Consider the following 18,217-nt stretch of genomic DNA (forward strand, 5'->3'; position numbering starts at 1 on the left):
ATACGGAGGGAGCTTTAATAGTATGGCTAAAGGGATTATGCTACATGAGGTTGGCGAACAGGTTGACCAATATCTATTGATTAAATCCTTAACAAAAGGGATTGCAAGCAATGGAAAACCGTTTTTAACACTGATGCTTCAAGACCAGTCAGGTGATATTGAAGCCAAGCTGTGGGATGCCAAGCAAAGTGATGAAGTAACCTATGCGCCGCAGACGATCGTTAAGGTGGTGGGGGATGTCCACCATTACCGCGGACGCACCCAGCTGAAGCTGAGAAATATCAGACCGGTGAGCGAGAACGAAAACGTCAATATTGATGATTTTTTGGAAACTGCGCCGATTCCGAAAAATGAAATGCTGGATACCATCACTCAATATATATTTGAAATGAAAAATCCAAATATCCAGCGGATAACAAGATATTTGGTCAAAAAGCACGAAGCAGAATTTATGGATTACCCGGCGGCTACGAAAAATCATCACGAGTTTGTCTCAGGTTTAGCGTATCACGTCGTCTCTATGCTGAATCTGGCAAAAGCAATTGCTGATTTATATCCGTCTCTTGATCGTGATCTTCTGTACGCAGGAGTTATCCTTCACGATCTCGGAAAAGTAAAAGAGCTGTCGGGGCCAGTTGCCACTTCCTATACAGTAGAAGGCAATCTGCTAGGCCACATTTCGATCATGGTCACAGAGCTGTCAAAAGCGGCTGAGGAGCTTCAAATCGATTCTGAAGAGGTTTTGATCCTCCAGCATTTAATCCTGAGCCATCACGGCAAAGCAGAGTGGGGCAGCCCAAAACCGCCGATGGTAAAAGAAGCGGAAATTTTGCACTATATTGATAATCTGGATGCGAAAATGAATATGATGGACAGAGCGCTGGAACGCGTGAAGCCGGGCGAGTACACTGAACGTGTATTTGCACTTGAAAACCGTTCCTTTTATAAACCGACGTTTCATAAATAATCAATAATGAAAAAGGACTGATGCTGACATGTTCAGCTCAGTCCTTTTTTACATGCTTTTCCCGCTCATAACCTGTCTTATTCCTGCATAAGGTTAAAAATAAAGAATCTATGCAAAAGGGGGGGAAGCCCGTGTTGTTTTTTCCATGGTGGGTATATCTTTGTATTGTGGGCATCATTTTCAGTGCATATAAGCTGGTGTCAGCAGCTAAAGAGGAAGATAAGTTAGACCAGTCTTTTATTGAAAAAGAAGGTCAGATCTACATTGAGAGGATGGAAAAAGAAAAAGAACGCCGCACGTCCCAGCAGCGTGAGGAAGAAAACCAAAATCATTCCATCGCATAAAAAAAGCTGCGCAGCTCAGTGAGCCTGCACAGCTTTTTTTTATTTAGAATTGCTTGAAGAGCTGCTATTTGAAGAAGTGTTAAATGTATCCTTCAAATCTTTATCCTTCACATCGATGTCAGCTTTTTTCATTACTTTTTGAACGGCTGCCTGCACAGCTGTGTTGTCATTAAGTTTTTGGTCGAGAACATCAGATTTCAGCTCTTTTTTCATATCTTCATATTTTCCGCGTTCTTCAGTCTTTTTGATGATATGGTAGCCGAATTGTGTTTTCACAGGTTCGCTGACTTCGTTTGTTTTCAGTTTGAATGCAGCTTTTCTGAATGTAGAATCCAGTTGTTCGTTATCTTTTGAAATCCAGCCAAGTTCGCCACCGTTTGTAGCTGAGCCTGTGTCTGTAGAGTATTCCTTCGCAAGGGCATCAAATTTCTCGCCTTTTTTCAGTTTTTTCTCTACTTCCTCAGCTGTCTTTTTGTCAGCGACAAGGATGTGGCTTGCGCGAATTTGGCCTTTTAAGTTTTCCCAGTATTCTTTAATTTCGTCATCTGTAACTTTGATGTTATCTTTAGCTGCTTTTTGTGTAAGCAATTCATATTTAACTTGTTCTTTTAGGTAATCTTTTCCATATTGATCTTCTAACGCAGTATATTGATCACCGAGCTGTGTTTTGTATTCTTTCATCTTGTTGTCAATTTCTTTATCTGATACTTTGTATTTCTTGTCCAAAACTTTTTCTTGCACCAGCTGAGTCAGGACGCTCGCTCCAGCTTGCTTTTTCATGTTTGTGTAAAGTTCGCCTTTTGTTACATCGCCTGCGTCTGTTTTTGCGATGACTTCTTTGTCGCCGCTGCTGCAAGCACTGAGAGTGAGGATGCTTGTAGCAGTGATAGCTGCTATTGCGATTTTCTTCATTGTTTTCAAACACTCCTAATCATTCCAAATTGAATTGCCTATGCGTATCATAACATATTGTGGCTTTCTGTAAAAAGATTTTAAATAAAGGGCATTCGTCTAGTCAAACTTTTCCTGATGACATACAAATATATTGATCAAGAAAAGGAGGTATGTAACATGAGCGGAGGATATTCAAACGGTTTCGCTTTGCTTGTTGTACTGTTCATTTTGCTTATCATTGTAGGTGCAGCTTACATCTACTAAGCAGCAAAAGGGATCGCTTGTTGAAAAAGCGATCCTTTGCTTTCACAAGCGCCTAATCGTTTTATCAATTAACTGCATAAGATGTAATTGGAAAATAAAGCTTTTTACAGGAGGTGCTTTTTAAGATGGGTGAAGTATTTGCAGGCGGTTTCGCTTTATTGGTCGTCTTATTTATCTTGTTGATTATCATCGGCGCTTCTTGGCTTTACTAATCAATGTAAAAAAGCATAGCTGCCGGTTCTAACGAGGCCGGCAGCTATGCTTTCTTTACTTTCCTCATATTTAAACAGTAAAGGATATCTCCACAAATGAAGAGATCAGTAAAATTAATATACATACATTGATAAATCGAAATACCTTATCCTGGCGCTCTTCAGGAATCTCTCTGACAAGGCATAATGTATTGGTGAGCCTGTTTATAAAGTAAACAATAAACAAGGCAGCCACGATAAAATAGAATAAAATGATGGGAGATTCCCCCTCTCTCTGAACTGCTCCCATATTACATTACCAAATATTGATCAAAAAAGATAGAATGCAAACTGAAAAATCGGCACAGCGTCAAGCGTCAGCTACTTTTCGACCAAAATATCAAAGCCGTCTGCTTCCTGATCGATAAAGCATGCTTTCGGTGCTTGCATCAGCTTCAGAGCCAGCAAAAAGTCCGGCAGACAGTAGCCTGCATGAATGCCTGAAATCATGCAGAAGTAATGGGCGTGATTCGGAAACGCCAGTGCGGCGTAAAATAATACAGGTGTTATCAGCATAAAAGGGCTTAACAGTGAAATCAGCATCGTCGTTTTCGGTATCCGTTTCCACGTTCGCATACGCCATACGTAAATCTTTTTTTCTATTTTTCTTTTTTTGCAGATGATCGGCAGGACATGGATGACTTTATGTACAAATAAAATAACGACGAGCAAAACGCCGAACAGCGGTACATATTCATCACTCAAGCTTGTTTTAGGCCGCAAAAGCTCAAATGCTAAGAAGTTAGATATAAAAACCATAATCATGAAACACACAGCAATCAATATTATGCGAACGGCACCATAATCTTTCATCAGATTTATGGTTTTCCAGCAATTCATCAAAGTCATCCTTCCGTACATCTTGAGTAGAATCTCAAAATAATTTACTCCTCTCAAGAAAAAAAATCAATGCTTTTTTAAGAAAAAATATCTTTCAGCAGGTATTTTTTTGAAAGGGGCAAACAATCTATGAAATATGGGGTTAGAACTTTCTTCTCAGTGAATTATCAGCTAAAATAAGATTAAAGATAGAAAGAAGTGGTGTGGATGGATTCGATGGATCATCGCATTGAGCGATTGGAATATTACATACAATTATTAGTGAAAACAGTGGATATGGACAGGTACCCTTTCTATGCGCTGCTGATTGATAAAGGGCTGAGCAGAGAAGAAGGGGAAGAGGTTGTGCGCATATGCGGTGAGTTGTCAGAGGAGCTGGCAGCACAAAAAGCGCAAGGATTTGTAACCTTTGATAAGCTCCTTGCGCTTTTTGCCGGACAGCTGAATGAAAAACTAGATGTTCATGAAACGATTTTTGCCCTGTATGAGCAGGGGCTTTATAAAGAACTGATGGAGGTTTTTATAGACATTATCAGACACTTTGATTAACTGTTTACAGGTTCAAGTTCTTCGGCTGATTCATCCGCAGCAGTGTCCGTTGCTTTTTTCTTCAGTTTTCCGTTTACGCTTTCAAAGTCGTTGTCGATATTTGTGAGTGATGTTTCAAAGATTTCCATAAAATCATCGCCGTATATATGGCGGATCATACACATCATTTCTGCCACTTCAGGGAACTTTCCGAATAAATGATACAGAGGCTGTGACCCTTTAAAAACCGCGTTGCGCGTCGGATCAAATTCTTCAAGCAAGCTCCAGAATACCTCAGTTCCTTCCTCAGTCAGCTGAACATATGTGTTTCGTTTATCGTTCAGCCGTTTTGAAAACCTTAAATACCCGCGTTCTTCGAGCTTTTTTGAAAAGTTAAATGCCGTTGATACGTGCATGACCCCGAACTTTGCTATTTCAGAAATGGAAGCTCCATTCAGCTGATAAGCAATCCATAAAATATGGTGCTCATTAATATTCAGGTCATACGGTTTGAGCCATTGCTGCCAATCCTTCTCAATCGATTTCCAAAGAGCCTTGCTAAGCTGAGCCATTTTCTGGGTGAAGACCAGAGCCTCTTTCACATCATAAGGCGGTTCCACTTGATTCATTACGTCACCTGCTTCTCTTTATCTTTTTCTCTATTATGCCAATAAAATAAAGATTAATAAAGATGAAAATGTAAGAATTTTTTAATAAATTCTTGAGCCGTTGCTAGGAAAGGCTTTTGCGAATAAAAAAAGTGCAGGTCATGTTTTGACCCGCACTTTTTTCCTTTGAATAGGATATTAGTTTTGTAAGGTTTTCTCCAGCTGTTTGATTTTTTCTTCAATATCGGCGATTTCTTTTTGAAGATCCTGCTGATGAGGTTTGATCTCTTCCTGCCATTTTTTAATTGAGGTTTGCAGTTCACCGCTTACGTCTTTAATGACATCTGCACTTTCTTTTGCCGCTTTTACTAGCTGGTCCTTTAAGGTTACACCATCTGATTTTAAGCGCTTGATCGTTTCTTCAAAAGAATCGCAATTGGTTTTTATTTTTTCACGCAGCTGTTTACCTGAAGAAGGTGCTGATAGAAGAACTGCAGCACCTCCGATGATGCCGCCCACAAATAGTCCTGTTAATAGAGAACGTCCGTCCGCCATTAAAATCACCCCGTTTTTTTCTTGAAATATGATACATTCAGATTTTTCCATTTTGTTCGAAGAATGAACTTCTATACATAGCTTGCTTTATTTTAGCATATTTTTTAAGTGAAAAGGAGGGAGAAGGTTGTCTGTCTTTATGATTGTGTTATCCTGCATCACCCTTGCCTTTGCAACAGGCGCCATTTACTATATCAGACTTCTCAGCCAGGCTGCTTCTTATCCGCCGAAGAAAGTCATTCGGCAGAAAGCGCTTGTTTGTTCAACCGGAACCGCCTTTACACTATGTCTTATCTTTATCACAAAACTCATCGCTTAAAACATACTGACATGCTGCGGGCTCTTTTAAAGAAAAAACCTCTCCCGGAAGCGGAAGAGGTTTTGTGTCACATTTATTTTGCAGCTTCCATAAAACTTGAGCGTCTTAAAATGGTTTGCACGATCGGATACATCATGATCATGGCGATTGTATTCAATACAGCTGCCGGCAGAACGACTGCGGCGAATAATGCGGCGAAACCGCCAGGCAAACCGACGATACATAAAGCTGACGTTAAAAATACAGTTCCTGATAAGATGGTGCCGATGACTGTCAGAACTGCGACTACAGCTGTTTTCTGGCTCTTTCTCACCAGAAGGAACAGGAAGAAAAACAGAAACGCTGATACAGGTTTGTCAATGATATTTGGAATCTGTCCTGCAGGAAACGCGGTTGTAAGAGCTGAAATGATTCCGGTCACAATCCCGATAACGAGAACGTTTTGCACCCGCGGGAACAGTAGAATGCCCATAAACATCATGATCAGCATCATATCAGGTTTCATCCCGCCTAAAAAGGGCGGAATAATGGAATGGAGCGCTGCGCCGATTGCGGCAAACAGAGCCATAACGACTAACTCTTTTGTTTTCATATCTATGCTCTCCTCTGCTAAGCTTTCTGCCCTCCAATAATATGCTCATCATTTATTGCGAAGGCTTAAAGAATTTGTTATGCAAACAGTATACCAAACGAACGGTTTGCACAGCCAGACTTTTTACTCATTTTCCTGCTGGAATTTCTTCATGAAAGTAGCTAATGTTTCACAGTCTTCCAGTGATACCGCATTATAAATGGAAGCACGGCAGCCTCCTACTGAACGGTGTCCGCCAAGGCCTACCATTTTTGCTTCTTTCGCCTCCTGAACGAACTTTTTCGTTAAACTGTCATCACGGAGCGTAAAGGTAACGTTCATGCGTGAACGGCTGTCTTTTCTGGCATGGCCTTTATAGAAGCCATTGCTCTCGTCAATGCAGCTGTAAAGAAGCTGTGCTTTTTGTTCGTTGCGCTGTTCAGCAGCTTCAACTCCGCCGTTTTTCTTCAGCCACTCAAGGACGAGGCTCAGCATATAAATGGCAAATGTGGGCGGAGTGTTGTAAAGAGAATCCGCTTTGACATGTGTTGAATATTTAAGGATTTTCGGAACGTTGGCATTTTCATTTTGCAGCCATGATTTTTTCATTACGACAACGGTAACACCTGAAGGACCAAGGTTTTTTTGAGCACCGCCGTAAATGACGTCAAATTTGGATACATCGATTTTTCTGCTTAAAATATCGCTGGACATGTCAGCGACGAGAGGAATAGGAGAACTCGGGAATTCCTGCCACTGTGTGCCGAAAATCGTATTGTTAGACGTAATATGTAAATATGCGCCGTCTTTTACATCTGTAAGGTCAACCTCGGGAATGTAGCTGTAATTGTCTGATTCGCTTGTCGCCGTCACAGATGTGTTTCCGAACAGTTTCGCTTCAGCGAGCGCTTTTTCAGACCAAGCGCCTGTCATCACAAAATGAGCGGTTTTTTCAGGTGTTAAAAAGTTCATCGGAAGCATTGAGAATTGAAGGCTCGCCCCGCCTTGAAGAAACAGAATGTCATAGTCATCCGGGATGCCCATCAGTTCAATCAGCAAGCTTTTCGCTTTTTGATGCACCGCTTCATATTCTTTGCTGCGGTGGGAAAGCTCCATAACGGACATGCCGGATTCATTAAAATCAATAAACTCTTTCTGTGCTGTTTGCAGAACTTCTAATGGCAGCGCTGCAGGACCTGCGTTAAAATTCGTTGTACGTTCCATCATGATCTCTCCCTGTTTTCCACGTTAATGTAACAAATAATACAATTATCCTATCACAAAAATTCAGTTTTTTTGATAAAAATTTAGAATTATCAAAAGAAATTGCGAATTATTCACAATAAAAAAACCTCATCTTTATGATGAGGCTAAGCGTTTCGCAATGGATGAAGAAATGTCTTGCAGATCTTCCGGTTTGTAATCATCTGCATGTGTTTTCCACACTGCTCCGAATCCGTCGCCTTTTCCGTAGCGCGGGATAATATGCATGTGGTAATGGAAAACAGATTGTCCTGCTTTTTCGCCGTTGTTGTTTAACGTATTTAAGCCGATCGGTTCAAATTCATCCCTGATGGCGCGGGCAATTTTCGGAACGGCGTGAAAATACTGTTTCGCTAATTCGTCTGTGAATTCGTAAACATTTTCAATATGTGTTTTCGGGATAACGAGGGTGTGGCCTTTCGTCACTTGGCTGATATCGAGAAATGCCAGCACATGTTCATCTTCATAAACCTTTGCTGACGGAATTTCGCCGGCGATAATTTTACAAAAGATACAATTCTCTGCACTATGCATGAGGGTTCCTCCTTATGAAATTGTGTTTTTATGTATAAACTCATCGTACCACAGAAATGCAGAAAATAGAAAACAGGATGAACGGCGGAGCGTTCATCCTGAATGCAGAGGAATCAGCTTTATGAAGAAAATGTGATATGCCTTTGGTAAGCACCTCATTTGTCAATAAAATGAAGACTTGTTTAATGCCTAACGATTCCTGCGATAAACACCTCATTTGACAGTCAGCTTCAAAATTGAAGATTTATCAATTCAGTGAATGAGAAAAGGTTTGAGCATAGGACATGTTTATTTTCTATCCAACTGTGCCTAAGACGTCTTTGACAAACACCTCATTTTTCAGTTGATATGCTTTTTCCTCTACAACAATTATAATGTCCAGGAACCTGTCTCTTTATGACAGCAAATTCATCATTTGTTAAAAGGGAATTGTTTCAAATCAGGCTTTGTTTTGGTACTATGAAGAAAAACAATATAAGGGGAGAAACTATGTCTCTGCTATCGGTAAAAGACTTAACCGGCGGTTATACGAGAAATCCGGTTTTGAAAAACGTGTCATTCAGCCTTGAGCCGAACCAAATTGTCGGTTTAATCGGTTTAAATGGTGCAGGTAAAAGTACAACAATCAGACATATCATCGGGCTGATGGACCCGCACAAAGGATCTATTGAGTTAAATGGAAAAACCTTTGCCGAGGATCGGGAAGGCTATCGGTCCCAATTCACTTATATTCCTGAGACTCCCGTTTTATATGAAGAGCTGACGCTGATGGAGCACCTTGAATTGACGGCGATGGCCTACGGCCTTTCAAAAGAAACGATGGAAAAAAGATTGCCTCCGCTGTTAAAGGAATTCCGAATGGAAAAGAGGCTGAAGTGGTTCCCGGCGCATTTTTCTAAAGGGATGAAGCAGAAGGTCATGATCATGTGTGCGTTTTTGGCAGAGCCTGCGCTCTACATCATTGATGAGCCATTTCTGGGACTTGATCCGCTGGCCATCAATGCGCTGCTTGAGCGGATGAATGAAGCCAAGAAAAGCGGAGCGAGCGTGCTGATGTCAACACACATCCTAGCAACGGCGGAGCGCTACTGTGATTCGTTTATCATCTTACATAACGGCGAAGTGCGGGCGCGCGGCACGCTGTCAGAGCTCAGAGAGCAGTTTGGAATGAAGGACGCGGCGCTGGATGATTTGTATCTAGAGCTCACAAAGGAAGACGCTGGCCATGAATAACATGCTGGATATTTGGCAGTCACGGCTGCAGGAGCATATCAAAGAAACAAGAAGGTACATGAAATATATGCTCAACGATCACCTCGTTATCGTTTTGATCTTTTTTATCGCAGGTGCCGCGAACTGGTACAGCAAATGGGTACGGGACATTCCCGCCCACTTTCCGTCCTTTTGGGTGATGGCCGTGCTGTTTTCACTCGTTCTGACAGGGTCTTATGTGCGGACGCTTTTAAAGGAGGCAGACCTTGTCTTCTTATTGCCGCTTGAGGCTAAGATGGAGCCTTATTTGAGACAGGCGTTTGTTTACAGCTATGTATCCCAGCTGTTTCCGCTGATTGCACTGAGCCTCGTAGCAATGCCGCTTTATTTCGCTGTCACGCCGGGGGCCTCGCTCGTTTCGTATGCGGCGGTATTTGTACAGCTTCTGCTGCTGAAATCGTGGAATCAGGCCATAGAATGGCGTATGACGTTTCAAAATGACCGAAGCATGAAACAGATGAATCTAGTCATTCGTTTTGCCGCTAATACAGTCGTCCTGTATTTTGTTTTTCAATCGGTTTATGTGTATGCGCTTGTCATCTATATCATTATGGCGGCTCTTTATCTTTATGTGTCTTCCGCTGCAAAAGGAAAAACATTCAAATGGGAGAGCCATATTGAATACGAGTTGAGACGCAAGCAGCGTTTTTACCGGATTGCCAACCTGTTTACGGATGTGCCGCATTTAAAGAAACAAGCGAAACGGAGAGCGTATCTCGACTTTTTGCTGTGGTTTGTGCCGTTTGAACAGCGTAAAACGTTTGCTTACATGTTTGCCCGCGCGTTTTTGCGTTCAAGTGATTACTTAGGCATTCAAGTCAGATTAACCGTTATTTTTGCGCTGATCATTATGTATGCCTCTGCAAGCCCGATGATCGCAGGGATTTTGACTGTGTTTACCGTCTTTATCACAGGTATTCAGTTTCTGCCGCTATTTGGCCACTTTGACCATCTGGCGCTTCAAGAGCTATATCCTGTCAAAAAGGAAGCGGAGCTGAAAAGCTATTTCTCTCTATTAAAAGCTGCGCTTAGCGTGCAGGCTCTGCTCATGGCAGCGGCCTCTGCCTATGCTGCGGGCGCTGTAGGTTTTCTGTACGCGCTGATCGGCTCTGCCGTCTTGATCTTTGTTGTTCTGCCGTCCTACATGACCGCCAGATTAAAAAAACACGGAAAGCTGTGAGCTGAAAAAAGGGGTAGGTCAAATGAGCGAGAATCTGCTGATGCAGGAAGCTCTTCAATGGAAAATGCATTTTTTGCGAAAGGATTCCATGTTGGAACGCTTCTCAAAGCGTGTGCAAACAAAGGTGAATGAACGGATACCTGAAAAAATTCATGCAGCGGTAACTGAAAGCGTGAAAAAAATGGTGGAAGCCACGATGGCGGGATCTAATATCATCACCTATAAGAAGGATACAAGCACACTTTCACTCAGTGAAAAAAACGAGCTTGCCAAAAAAACGATCGCTTCTTATCAGAAAGTGGCGGCTGCTGAAGGAGTCGGCACCGGGGCGGGCAGCATCTTTTTAGGTATTGCTGATTTCCCGCTGCTGCTCTCCATTAAGATGAAATGTTTATTCACTTTGTCCTCAATATACGGCTTTGATGTGAAGAATGCAGAAGAAAGGATGTTTTTGCTGCTTGTATTTCAGCTTGCTTTTTCAAGTGATGACTGCCGCAAATCGCTTTTTTCTGTCATTGAAAACTGGGAGACGGAGAAAAAGGATATTGACTGGAGAGTATTTCAGCAGGAGTATCGCGATTATATTGATGTCGTCAAGCTTTTTCAGCTTTTACCAGGGGTAGGGGCCGCAGTCGGCGGAATTGCCAATTATAAACTGCTTGCTCAGCTTGGAGATACAGCAAGACATGTTTTTCATCTGAGAATATTAAAGTAAACAGCCGGAGAGTAAAACGCCGGCTGTTTTTTTATGATAAATGATAAGTGATTGCAGCCCCTGCAAGCACTTTGGCAGCAGTCAGCATTGCTTTTTCATTGATATCAAATTTCGGATGGTGGTGGGAATAGATACGCTCAGGCTGTTCAGGAGCGGCTCCGGTAAAGAAAAAGGTTCCTTTGACATGCTGTAAGTAATAAGAAAAATCTTCGCCGCCCATTTGCGGTTCACCTTTAAGAACCTGGTGAACGCCGTCTGTGTTTTTTGCGACGTTTACCAGATGGTCGGTCTCCGCGGGGTGATTGACTACCGCTGGGTATCCGCGTTCGTAGTTGTAGTCATAGGAAGCGCCGTGCATGCTGCACACTCCTTTTACAACGGCTTCAATTTCTTTTTCCAGAATGTCGCGGACATTGTCATTAAACGAACGGGCTGTGCCAATGAGTGTTGCATGGTCTGCAATCACATTAAAGGGATTATCAGCCATAAAAGAGCCTGTCGATATGACGGCGGAGTGAATCGGATTGACTTTGCGGCTGACAATATGCTGCAGCGAGGAAACGATTTGCGAGCCGATCAGGACGGCGTCTTTTGTATCATGGGGGTGAGCGCCATGGCCGCCCTTTCCGTGAATGCTGATTGTAAATCTGTCAGCTGCGGCCATTACGGCGCCGGAGCGGCAGAGAATGGTTCCAATCGGCTCAGTCGCCCAAAGATGGGTACCGAATATGACGTCTGCGTTTTCAAGACAGCCGTCCTCAATCATCGGTTTTGCACCTCCTGGCGCGTACTCTTCAGCGTGCTGGTGGATCATAATAAACGTTCCTTTGAGATCATGCCTGTTCTGATAAAGCACCTTTCCGACGGCAAGCAGAGCTGCTGTATGGCCGTCGTGGCCGCATGCGTGCATGACACCGGGCACTTTGGAAGCGTAAGGAACATCTTTTTCATCCTGGATGGGAAGGGCGTCAAAATCGGCCCGCAATGCGACAGCAGGACCGGGTTCGCTGCCTTCAATATAAGCGAGAACCCCGTTGCCGCCGACTTTGGTGCGGATCGGGACTCCTAACGATTCGTAATAGGAAGCAATAAAAGCGGCTGTTTTCTCTTCCTGATTGGAAAGTTCAGGGTACATATGGAAATGGCGCCTGATTTCCACCATTTCATTGAAACAGCTGTCGAGCTGTTTGTTTATCTCTTTTTGCAGCGTGTTGATGGACAAAGCCGCTTCCCCCTTTTCTAAGCTTTTCCATGATTGTATAGAAAAAGTCTGAATATTTCAACTGGTTGTGTTTCAAAGCATGATCATCGCTGCAATGGTGGTCACCGAAAGCCCGATGACTACGGGGAGGAAGTTCTTTCTGGCAAGCTCGAATGGATCGACCTTGCAAATGGCTGCAGCGGGAATGAGCGCCCATGGAATAAGCGTACCGCCGCCCACCCAGATGGCTGATATTTGCCCGAGTGCAGTCAGGACGGCTGGATCAGCATGAAGAGCAGATGAAAACAGCTTGGCGATGGAGCCGGCGAGGGAAATGCCTGAAAATCCTGAACCGTCGAGCCCGGTTACGGCTCCAGCGGCAGTCAAAGCTGCGGCCGCAAGCTCTTTGGACATAGGCATCGCGTGGGATAGGGCGATGCCGAGATCATTGACAATGCCGTGTGAATGTTTAGGAAGTTCAGTACCCAATATGCTCTCATAGCCGGAATCACCAAGATAAAAGAAAGCGGCAATCGGGATAACGGGACCGAAAACCTTAAAGCCGAATTGAAACCCCTCGATAAAATATCCAGTAATTTTTTCAAGCCCTTTCTGTTTATACACAAGGAAATGGACGATCAGCAGGATGCAAATGGAAGATCCGCCAATTAACGCGGTTGCATCATTTCCTTGAAGGTTGAATATGACCATACAGGCGATATCAGCTGCAAATACAAGAGGAATCAAAAGAGCCAGCAAAGACCGAAGCCGTTTCGGCAAATACATTGAAGTGTCATGTTCAGCTGACATCATCGGGGAAAAAGAAGCGGGCCGCATTTGTTTTTTGCGTTCACGCTGAATCAAAAAGAAAGCGGCAGTTGTTGTAGTCACGCCCATAATCAGAACGAGCGGAATGCTTGCTGAGACGACATCACCGACAGGGATGCCTGCTGCATCAGCTGTCAGTTTTGGCGCTGCCTGAATGACAAAGTCTCCTGAAAGGGCAAAGCCGTGCCCAAATAAATTCATTGCCATGGCGGCAGCGATAGGCGGCAGGCCGGCACGGGCGGCTGCCGGAAGCAGAACGGCGCCAATTAAAGCGACACCCGGCGAAGGCCAGAAGAAAAGAGAAATGGCAAACATCAGTCCGCCTATCAGCCAGTATGCCATCACAGGTCCTTTAACTAGTCGTACAAAGGGAGAAATCATCGCTTCATTTATCCCTGTTTTCGTTAACACATCACTCATAGATACGATAAAACAGATAATGAAAATCGTAGGCAGCAGCTCAGATGCCGCGTAGATGAAGCTGTGGAATAAACTGCTGACCGAAGCTGAAAGCGAATGGCTGGCCCATAACGAAATGATGAAAATCCCAAATAACGATATAAAGGTTGTATCTTTTCGCAGCAGCATAAAAAGAATGATTGCTCCAATAAAAAACACATAAAGAACATGAACAGACATAATCCCGATTTCCATCATTGATCACTCCTTCCGCTTCCTACAGATTATTCATAGGCGGGCGGAAGGTGCTGGGACAGAAGGTATCCGATAGCAGATATTACTTCAGATCAACAAGGATATGTTTTAGCTGCTCGACCAACTCATGCTTCAATCCCTTTTTAGCGCTGCTGCTGGTGCTGCGGGTAGCATTCGGGTGAAAAAATAACGGCACCGGCCGCAAGCCATTTTTTTCGGTAGGCGATTATGCTTTCCGAAGGTTCTAAGTAAGAGCCGTCCTCACTCGTCATTTCATAATCGTCGAATCCGAATTGGAAGCCGCAGCACAAGCAGATTTCATAGGAGTGATTCCCTCGGTCATCATATGCTGGTTCTGTCAGCCCTTTAAACCCGCAGACTGGGCAAATATATTTCAACTCACTTCCCTCCCTTTCGCCATAAAAAAAACTGCCGGACATTCCGGCAGCTATTCGACAGCAACATATGTGGTGACATACGAAGGCCGGGAGAAGATGGACGTTGTGTCAACTCCGGCAGACGTGCCGCGTTTTTTGTGGGCTTCTTTGTATGAGCCTGACTGCTGCCAGTCTTGGAAGGCTCTTTCTGTTTCCCACAAGGTGAGAATGACGTACGTATCGCTGTCAAGGGGACGCAGGACACGAATGGCTTCAAAACCGGGCTCGTTTTCGACTTTTCCCGCTCTGTTTTTAAATCTGTTTTCAAACAGCGGCCGCCCTTCCTGTGTGACGGCTATATTGTTCAATACTGCGAAACCAGGATGCTTCATGTCTCCGACTTGGTCAATGACTTCATAAGAATGGGGGGCCTGAAAAACCGTTTCTCCGTTTGTTTCGTGAATTAAAATCGCATTTTCCTGTCCCTGCATCAAAAGCATATTTTCCGAGGAATGTTTTTGCACGATGTTTTTCAAAAAATCGGCTGTCCCATATGTAATATATACCTTCATATCAGCCACCTCCTGCTTGCTAGTATATCAAAACAATGGTATAAGTTTCTATTGGCGACTGCTTCAAACATAAATCAAAACAATTTTTCCCATACTACCTTTAGAAAGGCGAGGTGAGTTCATGTTTAAGATAAAGAAAAAGAAACTTTTCATTCCCATCATTATTTTAGTGTTAACTGCTTTTCTCGCATTAATAGGATATATTTCAATCATTTTTCTCGGTCATTATGTCATAGATGAAAAGAAATTGGTCCTTCACGCATCTTCAAAAATTGTTGACCAAAACGGGGATGAGGTCGCAAGTCTGTATACAGAAAATCGTGAACCGGTCTCCATTAATGAAATTCCGAAAGAGGTCAGAGAAGCGTTTATCGCAGTGGAAGATAAGAGGTTTTACGAACACCACGGTATCGATGTGAAATCTGTTGGAAGAGCGGTGTACCGCGATATATTAGCAGGAGGAAAAGTAGAAGGCGGGAGCACGATCACCCAGCAGCTTGCCAAAAATATTTTTCTGACACATGACAAAACGTTTTTAAGAAAAACGAAAGAAGTGATCATAGCGATCAACCTTGAACGGGACTACAGCAAGGACAAGCTGCTGGAAATGTATCTGAACCAGCTATACTTCGGACACGGGGTTTATGGCATTCAAGCTGCGTCCCACTATTATTTTAATAAGGAAGTTAAAGATCTAAGCGTATCCGAAGGCGCGGTCTTGGCTGCTATTCCGAAGGCGCCTTCTACGTATTCTCCTGTTTTGCATCCTGATAAAAGTAAGGAGCGGCGGGATACGATTCTCGGGATGATGAATGACCAAGGCTATATCAGTGCGAAAGAGGCTGTCAGTGCGCAGGGGAGGACGCTCGGGCTGAACGTGAAGAAACAGTCAAAAACACCTTGGTTTGACAGCTATATTGACCTTGTAATCGAAGAAGCGGAGGATAAGTATTCCATTTCCGGAGAGCAGCTGCTTCAAGGCGGGTACACGATTAAGGTGCCGCTTGATTCAAAACTGCAAAAAACGGCTTATCAAGTCATGAAGGAAGGCAGCTATTATCCCGGAACAGATCAAGATGCGGAAGGAAGCGCAGTTTTTATCAACAATAAAACGGGCGGTGTGGAAGCGGCGATCGGCGGAAGAGATTACACGGCTAAAGGATATAATCGTGTGACAGCTGTGCGCCAGCCGGGATCAACGTTTAAGCCGCTGGCTGTATACGGACCGGCGATGCAGGAAAAGAAATTTAAGCCGTATTCTCTGTTAAAGGATGAATTACAATCGTACGGAGACTATACACCCAAAAATTATGACGGGCGTTATGAAGGGGAAGTCACGATGTCGGATGCCATCACTTACAGCAAAAATGCGCCGGCAGTGTGGACGCTGAATGAGATCGGTGTGGAAACGGGAAAATCTTATTTAAAGTCAAACGGTATTGATATACCGGATGAGGGGCTTGCTCTAGCTCTCGGCGGTTTAGAAAAAGGCGTGTCGCCCCTCCAGCTTGCCGGCGCTTTTCATACGTTTGCCGCAAATGGAACGTACACCGAGCCGTACTTTATTTCAAACATAACCGATGAGGACGGGGAAATAATAGCCGATCATAAAGAAGAAGGAAAACGAGTATTCAGCAAACAGACGTCTTGGAACATGACGAGAATGCTTCAGCAGGTGGTTAAGAAGGGAACGGCAACGTCCGGCGCCTTTCACGGCGATCTTGCTGGGAAAACCGGTTCTACCTCATATACTGGCGTTTCCGGCGCCACAAAGGATGCCTGGTTTGCAGGCTATACGCCGAACATAACGGGAGCTGTCTGGATGGGCTATGACAAAACAGATCACAACCATTACTTAAAAGGCGGAAGCGCATATCCAACCAGAATGTTTAAGGACATTTTGACACAGGCTGGCGAAACGGGTTCTGCGTTTACGAAGCCTAAAAAAGTAAAAGAACTTGAAAGCCCAATTGAGCTTGAGCCTGTTAAAACGCTGACGGCTGACTATACATTTAGGGCAGCGGGGCTGTTTACGATTGAATTAAAATGGGATGCGCAAGAGGATGATCGGGCAGTATACAGAATTTATGTAAATAAGGACGGCAAGGATACGCTTCTTGATTCTGTTGAAGGAAAGGGAAGCTATGAGATCCCATATGCCAATTTGTTTTCGGGTGCTTCCTATAAAGTGGTGCCTTATAATACACAGACAAAAAAAGAAGGAGAAGGAACCGATTACGTTCAGCCGAAGTTGTTTTCCTCTTAATGGAATTCGGCGATTTTTTGAACTTTGGGCCGGATTTCTATACCATTTGCCCAAAACGAGGTATAGTGTAATGGTCAAGGAACACGAACGTATGGTTGCAGTATGAAAGGTGGAAATCAAATGAGGAAACGAGAAACGTTTAACGAGACGTTTTTAAAAGCTGCGCGGGGAGAAAAAGCGGATCACACGCCTGTTTGGTACATGAGACAAGCCGGGCGCTCACAGCCGGAGTACCGTAAGCTGAAGGAAAAATACGGATTGTTCGAAATTACACATCAGCCCGAATTGTGTGCGTACGTCACAAGGCTTCCGGTCGAGCAATACGGAGTCGATGCTGCAATCCTTTATAAAGATATTATGACGCCGCTTCCGTCGATCGGTGTGGATGTTGAAATTAAAAATGGAATCGGGCCGGTGATTGATCAGCCGATTCGTTCTCTGCAGGACATTGAAAAGCTCGGAAAGCTTGAGCCGGAACAGGACGTGCCGTACGTGCTTGAAACGATCAAACTGCTTGTCAATGAACAGCTTGACGTCCCGCTAATCGGTTTCTCTGGTGCGCCTTTTACGCTTGCCAGCTATATGATCGAAGGCGGGCCTTCGAAAAACTACAATAAAACAAAAGCCTTTATGTACAGCATGCCGGATGCCTGGAACCTGCTGATGACAAAGCTTGCCGACATGATTATCGTGTATGCGAAAGCGCAAATAAAGGCGGGCGCAAAAGCCATTCAAATCTTTGATTCATGGGTTGGCGCCCTGAATCAAGCGGATTACAGAACGTACATCAAACCAGTGATGAACCGGATTTTTTCTGAGCTGGCGTCGGAAAATGTGCCGCTTATCATGTTTGGTGTAGGTGCCAGCCATTTAGCAACGGATTGGCATGACCTGCCTCTCGATGTTGTCGGGCTCGATTGGAGACTTAGCATTGATGAAGCCAGATCAAAAGGCATCACCAAAACAGTGCAAGGCAACCTGGACCCGTCCATTTTGCTTGCTCCGTGGGAAGTGATCGAGAAGAGAACGAAAGAAATTCTTGATCAAGGCTTACAATCGGATAGCTTCATTTTTAACCTCGGGCACGGCGTATTTCCTGATGTCAGTCCGGAAGTGCTGAAAAAGCTGACTGCATTTGTACATGAATATTCTCAATCAAAGAAAATAGGCCTATACTCCTGAGCATATTTTTTGGTATCAGGATAAAAGCCTGT

22 protein-coding genes and 1 pseudogene are annotated in these 18,217 nt (G+C 43.9%); 11 read left to right on the plus strand and 12 right to left on the minus strand.

The features are described 5' to 3' along the window. Positions 1–22 precede the first annotated feature (22 nt). Complete coding sequence (gene yhaM, locus NSU16_RS05375; protein ID WP_168747325.1) at positions 23–967, plus strand: 3'-5' exoribonuclease YhaM; 945 nt, start codon at positions 23–25, stop codon at positions 965–967. A gap of 131 nt (positions 968–1,098) precedes the next feature. Then, entirely contained in the window at positions 1,099–1,311 is a 213-nt protein-coding gene (locus tag NSU16_RS05380; protein WP_010333590.1) for a sporulation YhaL family protein, read from the plus strand. A 39-nt stretch (positions 1,312–1,350) separates the two neighbouring features. On the opposite strand, the gene NSU16_RS05385 is transcribed toward NSU16_RS05380, so the two are convergent. After that, positions 1,351–2,223: a peptidylprolyl isomerase gene (locus NSU16_RS05385; RefSeq protein WP_168747326.1), complete on the minus strand. Its 873-nt coding sequence runs from the start codon at positions 2,221–2,223 to the stop codon at positions 1,351–1,353. Between the two features lie 159 nt (positions 2,224–2,382). On the opposite strand from NSU16_RS05385, the gene yhzE1 reads away from it, so the two are divergent. Then, positions 2,383–2,469, plus strand: coding sequence for a sporulation protein YhzE1 (yhzE1, locus tag NSU16_RS05390; RefSeq protein ID WP_003327753.1), 87 nt, complete (start codon positions 2,383–2,385; stop codon positions 2,467–2,469). A gap of 125 nt (positions 2,470–2,594) precedes the next feature. Then, entirely contained in the window at positions 2,595–2,681 is an 87-nt protein-coding gene (gene yhzE2, locus NSU16_RS05395; RefSeq protein WP_003155248.1) for a sporulation protein YhzE2, read from the plus strand. 70 nt (positions 2,682–2,751) lie between these two features. Here yhzE2 and NSU16_RS05400 read toward each other — a convergent pair whose 3' ends face one another. Both NSU16_RS05400 and NSU16_RS05405 read right to left on the minus strand, forming a co-directional pair. After that, positions 2,752–2,970, minus strand: a complete 219-nt coding sequence (locus tag NSU16_RS05400) for a hypothetical protein (RefSeq protein ID WP_081720768.1) — start codon at positions 2,968–2,970, stop codon at positions 2,752–2,754. Positions 2,971–3,041: 71 nt separating this feature from the next. Further along, positions 3,042–3,560: a DUF3267 domain-containing protein gene (locus NSU16_RS05405; RefSeq protein WP_029441201.1), complete on the minus strand. Its 519-nt coding sequence runs from the start codon at positions 3,558–3,560 to the stop codon at positions 3,042–3,044. Between the two features lie 207 nt (positions 3,561–3,767). On the opposite strand from NSU16_RS05405, the gene NSU16_RS05410 reads away from it, so the two are divergent. Then, a complete protein-coding gene (locus NSU16_RS05410; protein WP_024120776.1) occupies positions 3,768–4,109 on the plus strand; it encodes a YhaI family protein in 342 nt (113 codons plus the stop codon). On the opposite strand, the gene NSU16_RS05415 is transcribed toward NSU16_RS05410, so the two are convergent. Both NSU16_RS05415 and NSU16_RS05420 read right to left on the minus strand, forming a co-directional pair. Continuing rightward, positions 4,106–4,717: an HTH-type transcriptional regulator Hpr gene (locus NSU16_RS05415; RefSeq protein WP_024120777.1), complete on the minus strand. Its 612-nt coding sequence runs from the start codon at positions 4,715–4,717 to the stop codon at positions 4,106–4,108. The genes NSU16_RS05410 and NSU16_RS05415 overlap by 4 nt on opposite strands. Before the next feature lie 177 nt (positions 4,718–4,894). Beyond that, on the minus strand, positions 4,895–5,251 hold the full coding sequence (locus NSU16_RS05420; RefSeq protein WP_010333594.1) for a YtxH domain-containing protein: 357 nt from the start codon (positions 5,249–5,251) through the stop codon (positions 4,895–4,897). A 127-nt stretch (positions 5,252–5,378) separates the two neighbouring features. Between NSU16_RS05420 and NSU16_RS05425 the strand changes: the two genes are divergently transcribed. Continuing rightward, entirely contained in the window at positions 5,379–5,570 is a 192-nt protein-coding gene (locus NSU16_RS05425; protein ID WP_010333595.1) for a hypothetical protein, read from the plus strand. A gap of 73 nt (positions 5,571–5,643) precedes the next feature. Here NSU16_RS05425 and NSU16_RS05430 read toward each other — a convergent pair whose 3' ends face one another. From NSU16_RS05430 to NSU16_RS05440, 3 genes are all read right to left on the minus strand, one after another. After that, a complete protein-coding gene (locus NSU16_RS05430) occupies positions 5,644–6,162 on the minus strand; it encodes a tryptophan transporter (protein ID WP_010333596.1) in 519 nt (172 codons plus the stop codon). A 123-nt stretch (positions 6,163–6,285) separates the two neighbouring features. Then, positions 6,286–7,365 (minus strand): 3-phosphoserine/phosphohydroxythreonine transaminase, encoded by a 1,080-nt coding sequence (gene serC / locus NSU16_RS05435; RefSeq protein WP_326330480.1) that lies wholly within the window; start codon positions 7,363–7,365, stop codon positions 6,286–6,288. 135 nt (positions 7,366–7,500) lie between these two features. Then, positions 7,501–7,938 carry an HIT family protein gene (locus NSU16_RS05440; RefSeq protein ID WP_003327743.1) on the minus strand — a complete coding sequence of 146 codons (438 nt, stop codon included), beginning with the start codon at positions 7,936–7,938 and terminating at the stop codon, positions 7,501–7,503. 489 nt (positions 7,939–8,427) lie between these two features. Between NSU16_RS05440 and ecsA the strand changes: the two genes are divergently transcribed. From ecsA to NSU16_RS05455, 3 genes are read left to right on the plus strand one after another with little or no spacing between them, the layout of a single operon-like run. Next, positions 8,428–9,171: an ABC transporter ATP-binding protein EcsA gene (gene ecsA / locus NSU16_RS05445; RefSeq protein WP_010333599.1), complete on the plus strand. Its 744-nt coding sequence runs from the start codon at positions 8,428–8,430 to the stop codon at positions 9,169–9,171. Next, positions 9,164–10,390 (plus strand): ABC transporter permease, encoded by a 1,227-nt coding sequence (locus NSU16_RS05450; RefSeq protein ID WP_339192258.1) that lies wholly within the window; start codon positions 9,164–9,166, stop codon positions 10,388–10,390. Before ecsA ends, NSU16_RS05450 begins: the two co-directional genes overlap by 8 nt. A 22-nt stretch (positions 10,391–10,412) precedes the next feature. Further along, the gene (locus tag NSU16_RS05455; RefSeq protein ID WP_339192259.1) at positions 10,413–11,105 is read left to right on the plus strand and encodes an EcsC family protein; all 693 of its coding nucleotides are present in this window, start codon (positions 10,413–10,415) and stop codon (positions 11,103–11,105) included. 31 nt (positions 11,106–11,136) lie between these two features. Here NSU16_RS05455 and NSU16_RS05460 read toward each other — a convergent pair whose 3' ends face one another. The 4 genes and pseudogenes from NSU16_RS05460 to hmoB all read right to left on the minus strand — a co-directional run bounded on the left by NSU16_RS05460 (position 11,137) and on the right by hmoB (position 14,737). Continuing rightward, the gene (locus tag NSU16_RS05460; protein WP_010333602.1) at positions 11,137–12,327 is read right to left on the minus strand and encodes a M20 family metallopeptidase; all 1,191 of its coding nucleotides are present in this window, start codon (positions 12,325–12,327) and stop codon (positions 11,137–11,139) included. A 72-nt stretch (positions 12,328–12,399) separates the two neighbouring features. Next, the gene (locus NSU16_RS05465) at positions 12,400–13,791 is read right to left on the minus strand and encodes a hypothetical protein (RefSeq protein WP_326192540.1); all 1,392 of its coding nucleotides are present in this window, start codon (positions 13,789–13,791) and stop codon (positions 12,400–12,402) included. 79 nt (positions 13,792–13,870) lie between these two features. Then, positions 13,871–14,186 (minus strand): annotated as a pseudogene (locus tag NSU16_RS05470) (hypothetical protein). A 50-nt stretch (positions 14,187–14,236) separates the two neighbouring features. Further along, positions 14,237–14,737 carry a heme-degrading oxygenase HmoB gene (gene hmoB, locus NSU16_RS05475; RefSeq protein WP_044156545.1) on the minus strand — a complete coding sequence of 167 codons (501 nt, stop codon included), beginning with the start codon at positions 14,735–14,737 and terminating at the stop codon, positions 14,237–14,239. A 121-nt stretch (positions 14,738–14,858) separates the two neighbouring features. On the opposite strand from hmoB, the gene NSU16_RS05480 reads away from it, so the two are divergent. Together NSU16_RS05480 and hemE are read left to right on the plus strand one after the other, a co-directional pair. Then, positions 14,859–17,003: a transglycosylase domain-containing protein gene (locus tag NSU16_RS05480; RefSeq protein ID WP_339192261.1), complete on the plus strand. Its 2,145-nt coding sequence runs from the start codon at positions 14,859–14,861 to the stop codon at positions 17,001–17,003. 120 nt (positions 17,004–17,123) lie between these two features. Next, positions 17,124–18,185 (plus strand): uroporphyrinogen decarboxylase, encoded by a 1,062-nt coding sequence (hemE, locus tag NSU16_RS05485; RefSeq protein ID WP_010333608.1) that lies wholly within the window; start codon positions 17,124–17,126, stop codon positions 18,183–18,185. Positions 18,186–18,217: the final 32 nt, after the last annotated feature.

This window comes from Bacillus sp. FSL K6-1003, from assembly GCF_037964945.1.
GTDB classification, from domain to species: domain Bacteria; phylum Bacillota; class Bacilli; order Bacillales; family Bacillaceae; genus Bacillus; species Bacillus mojavensis.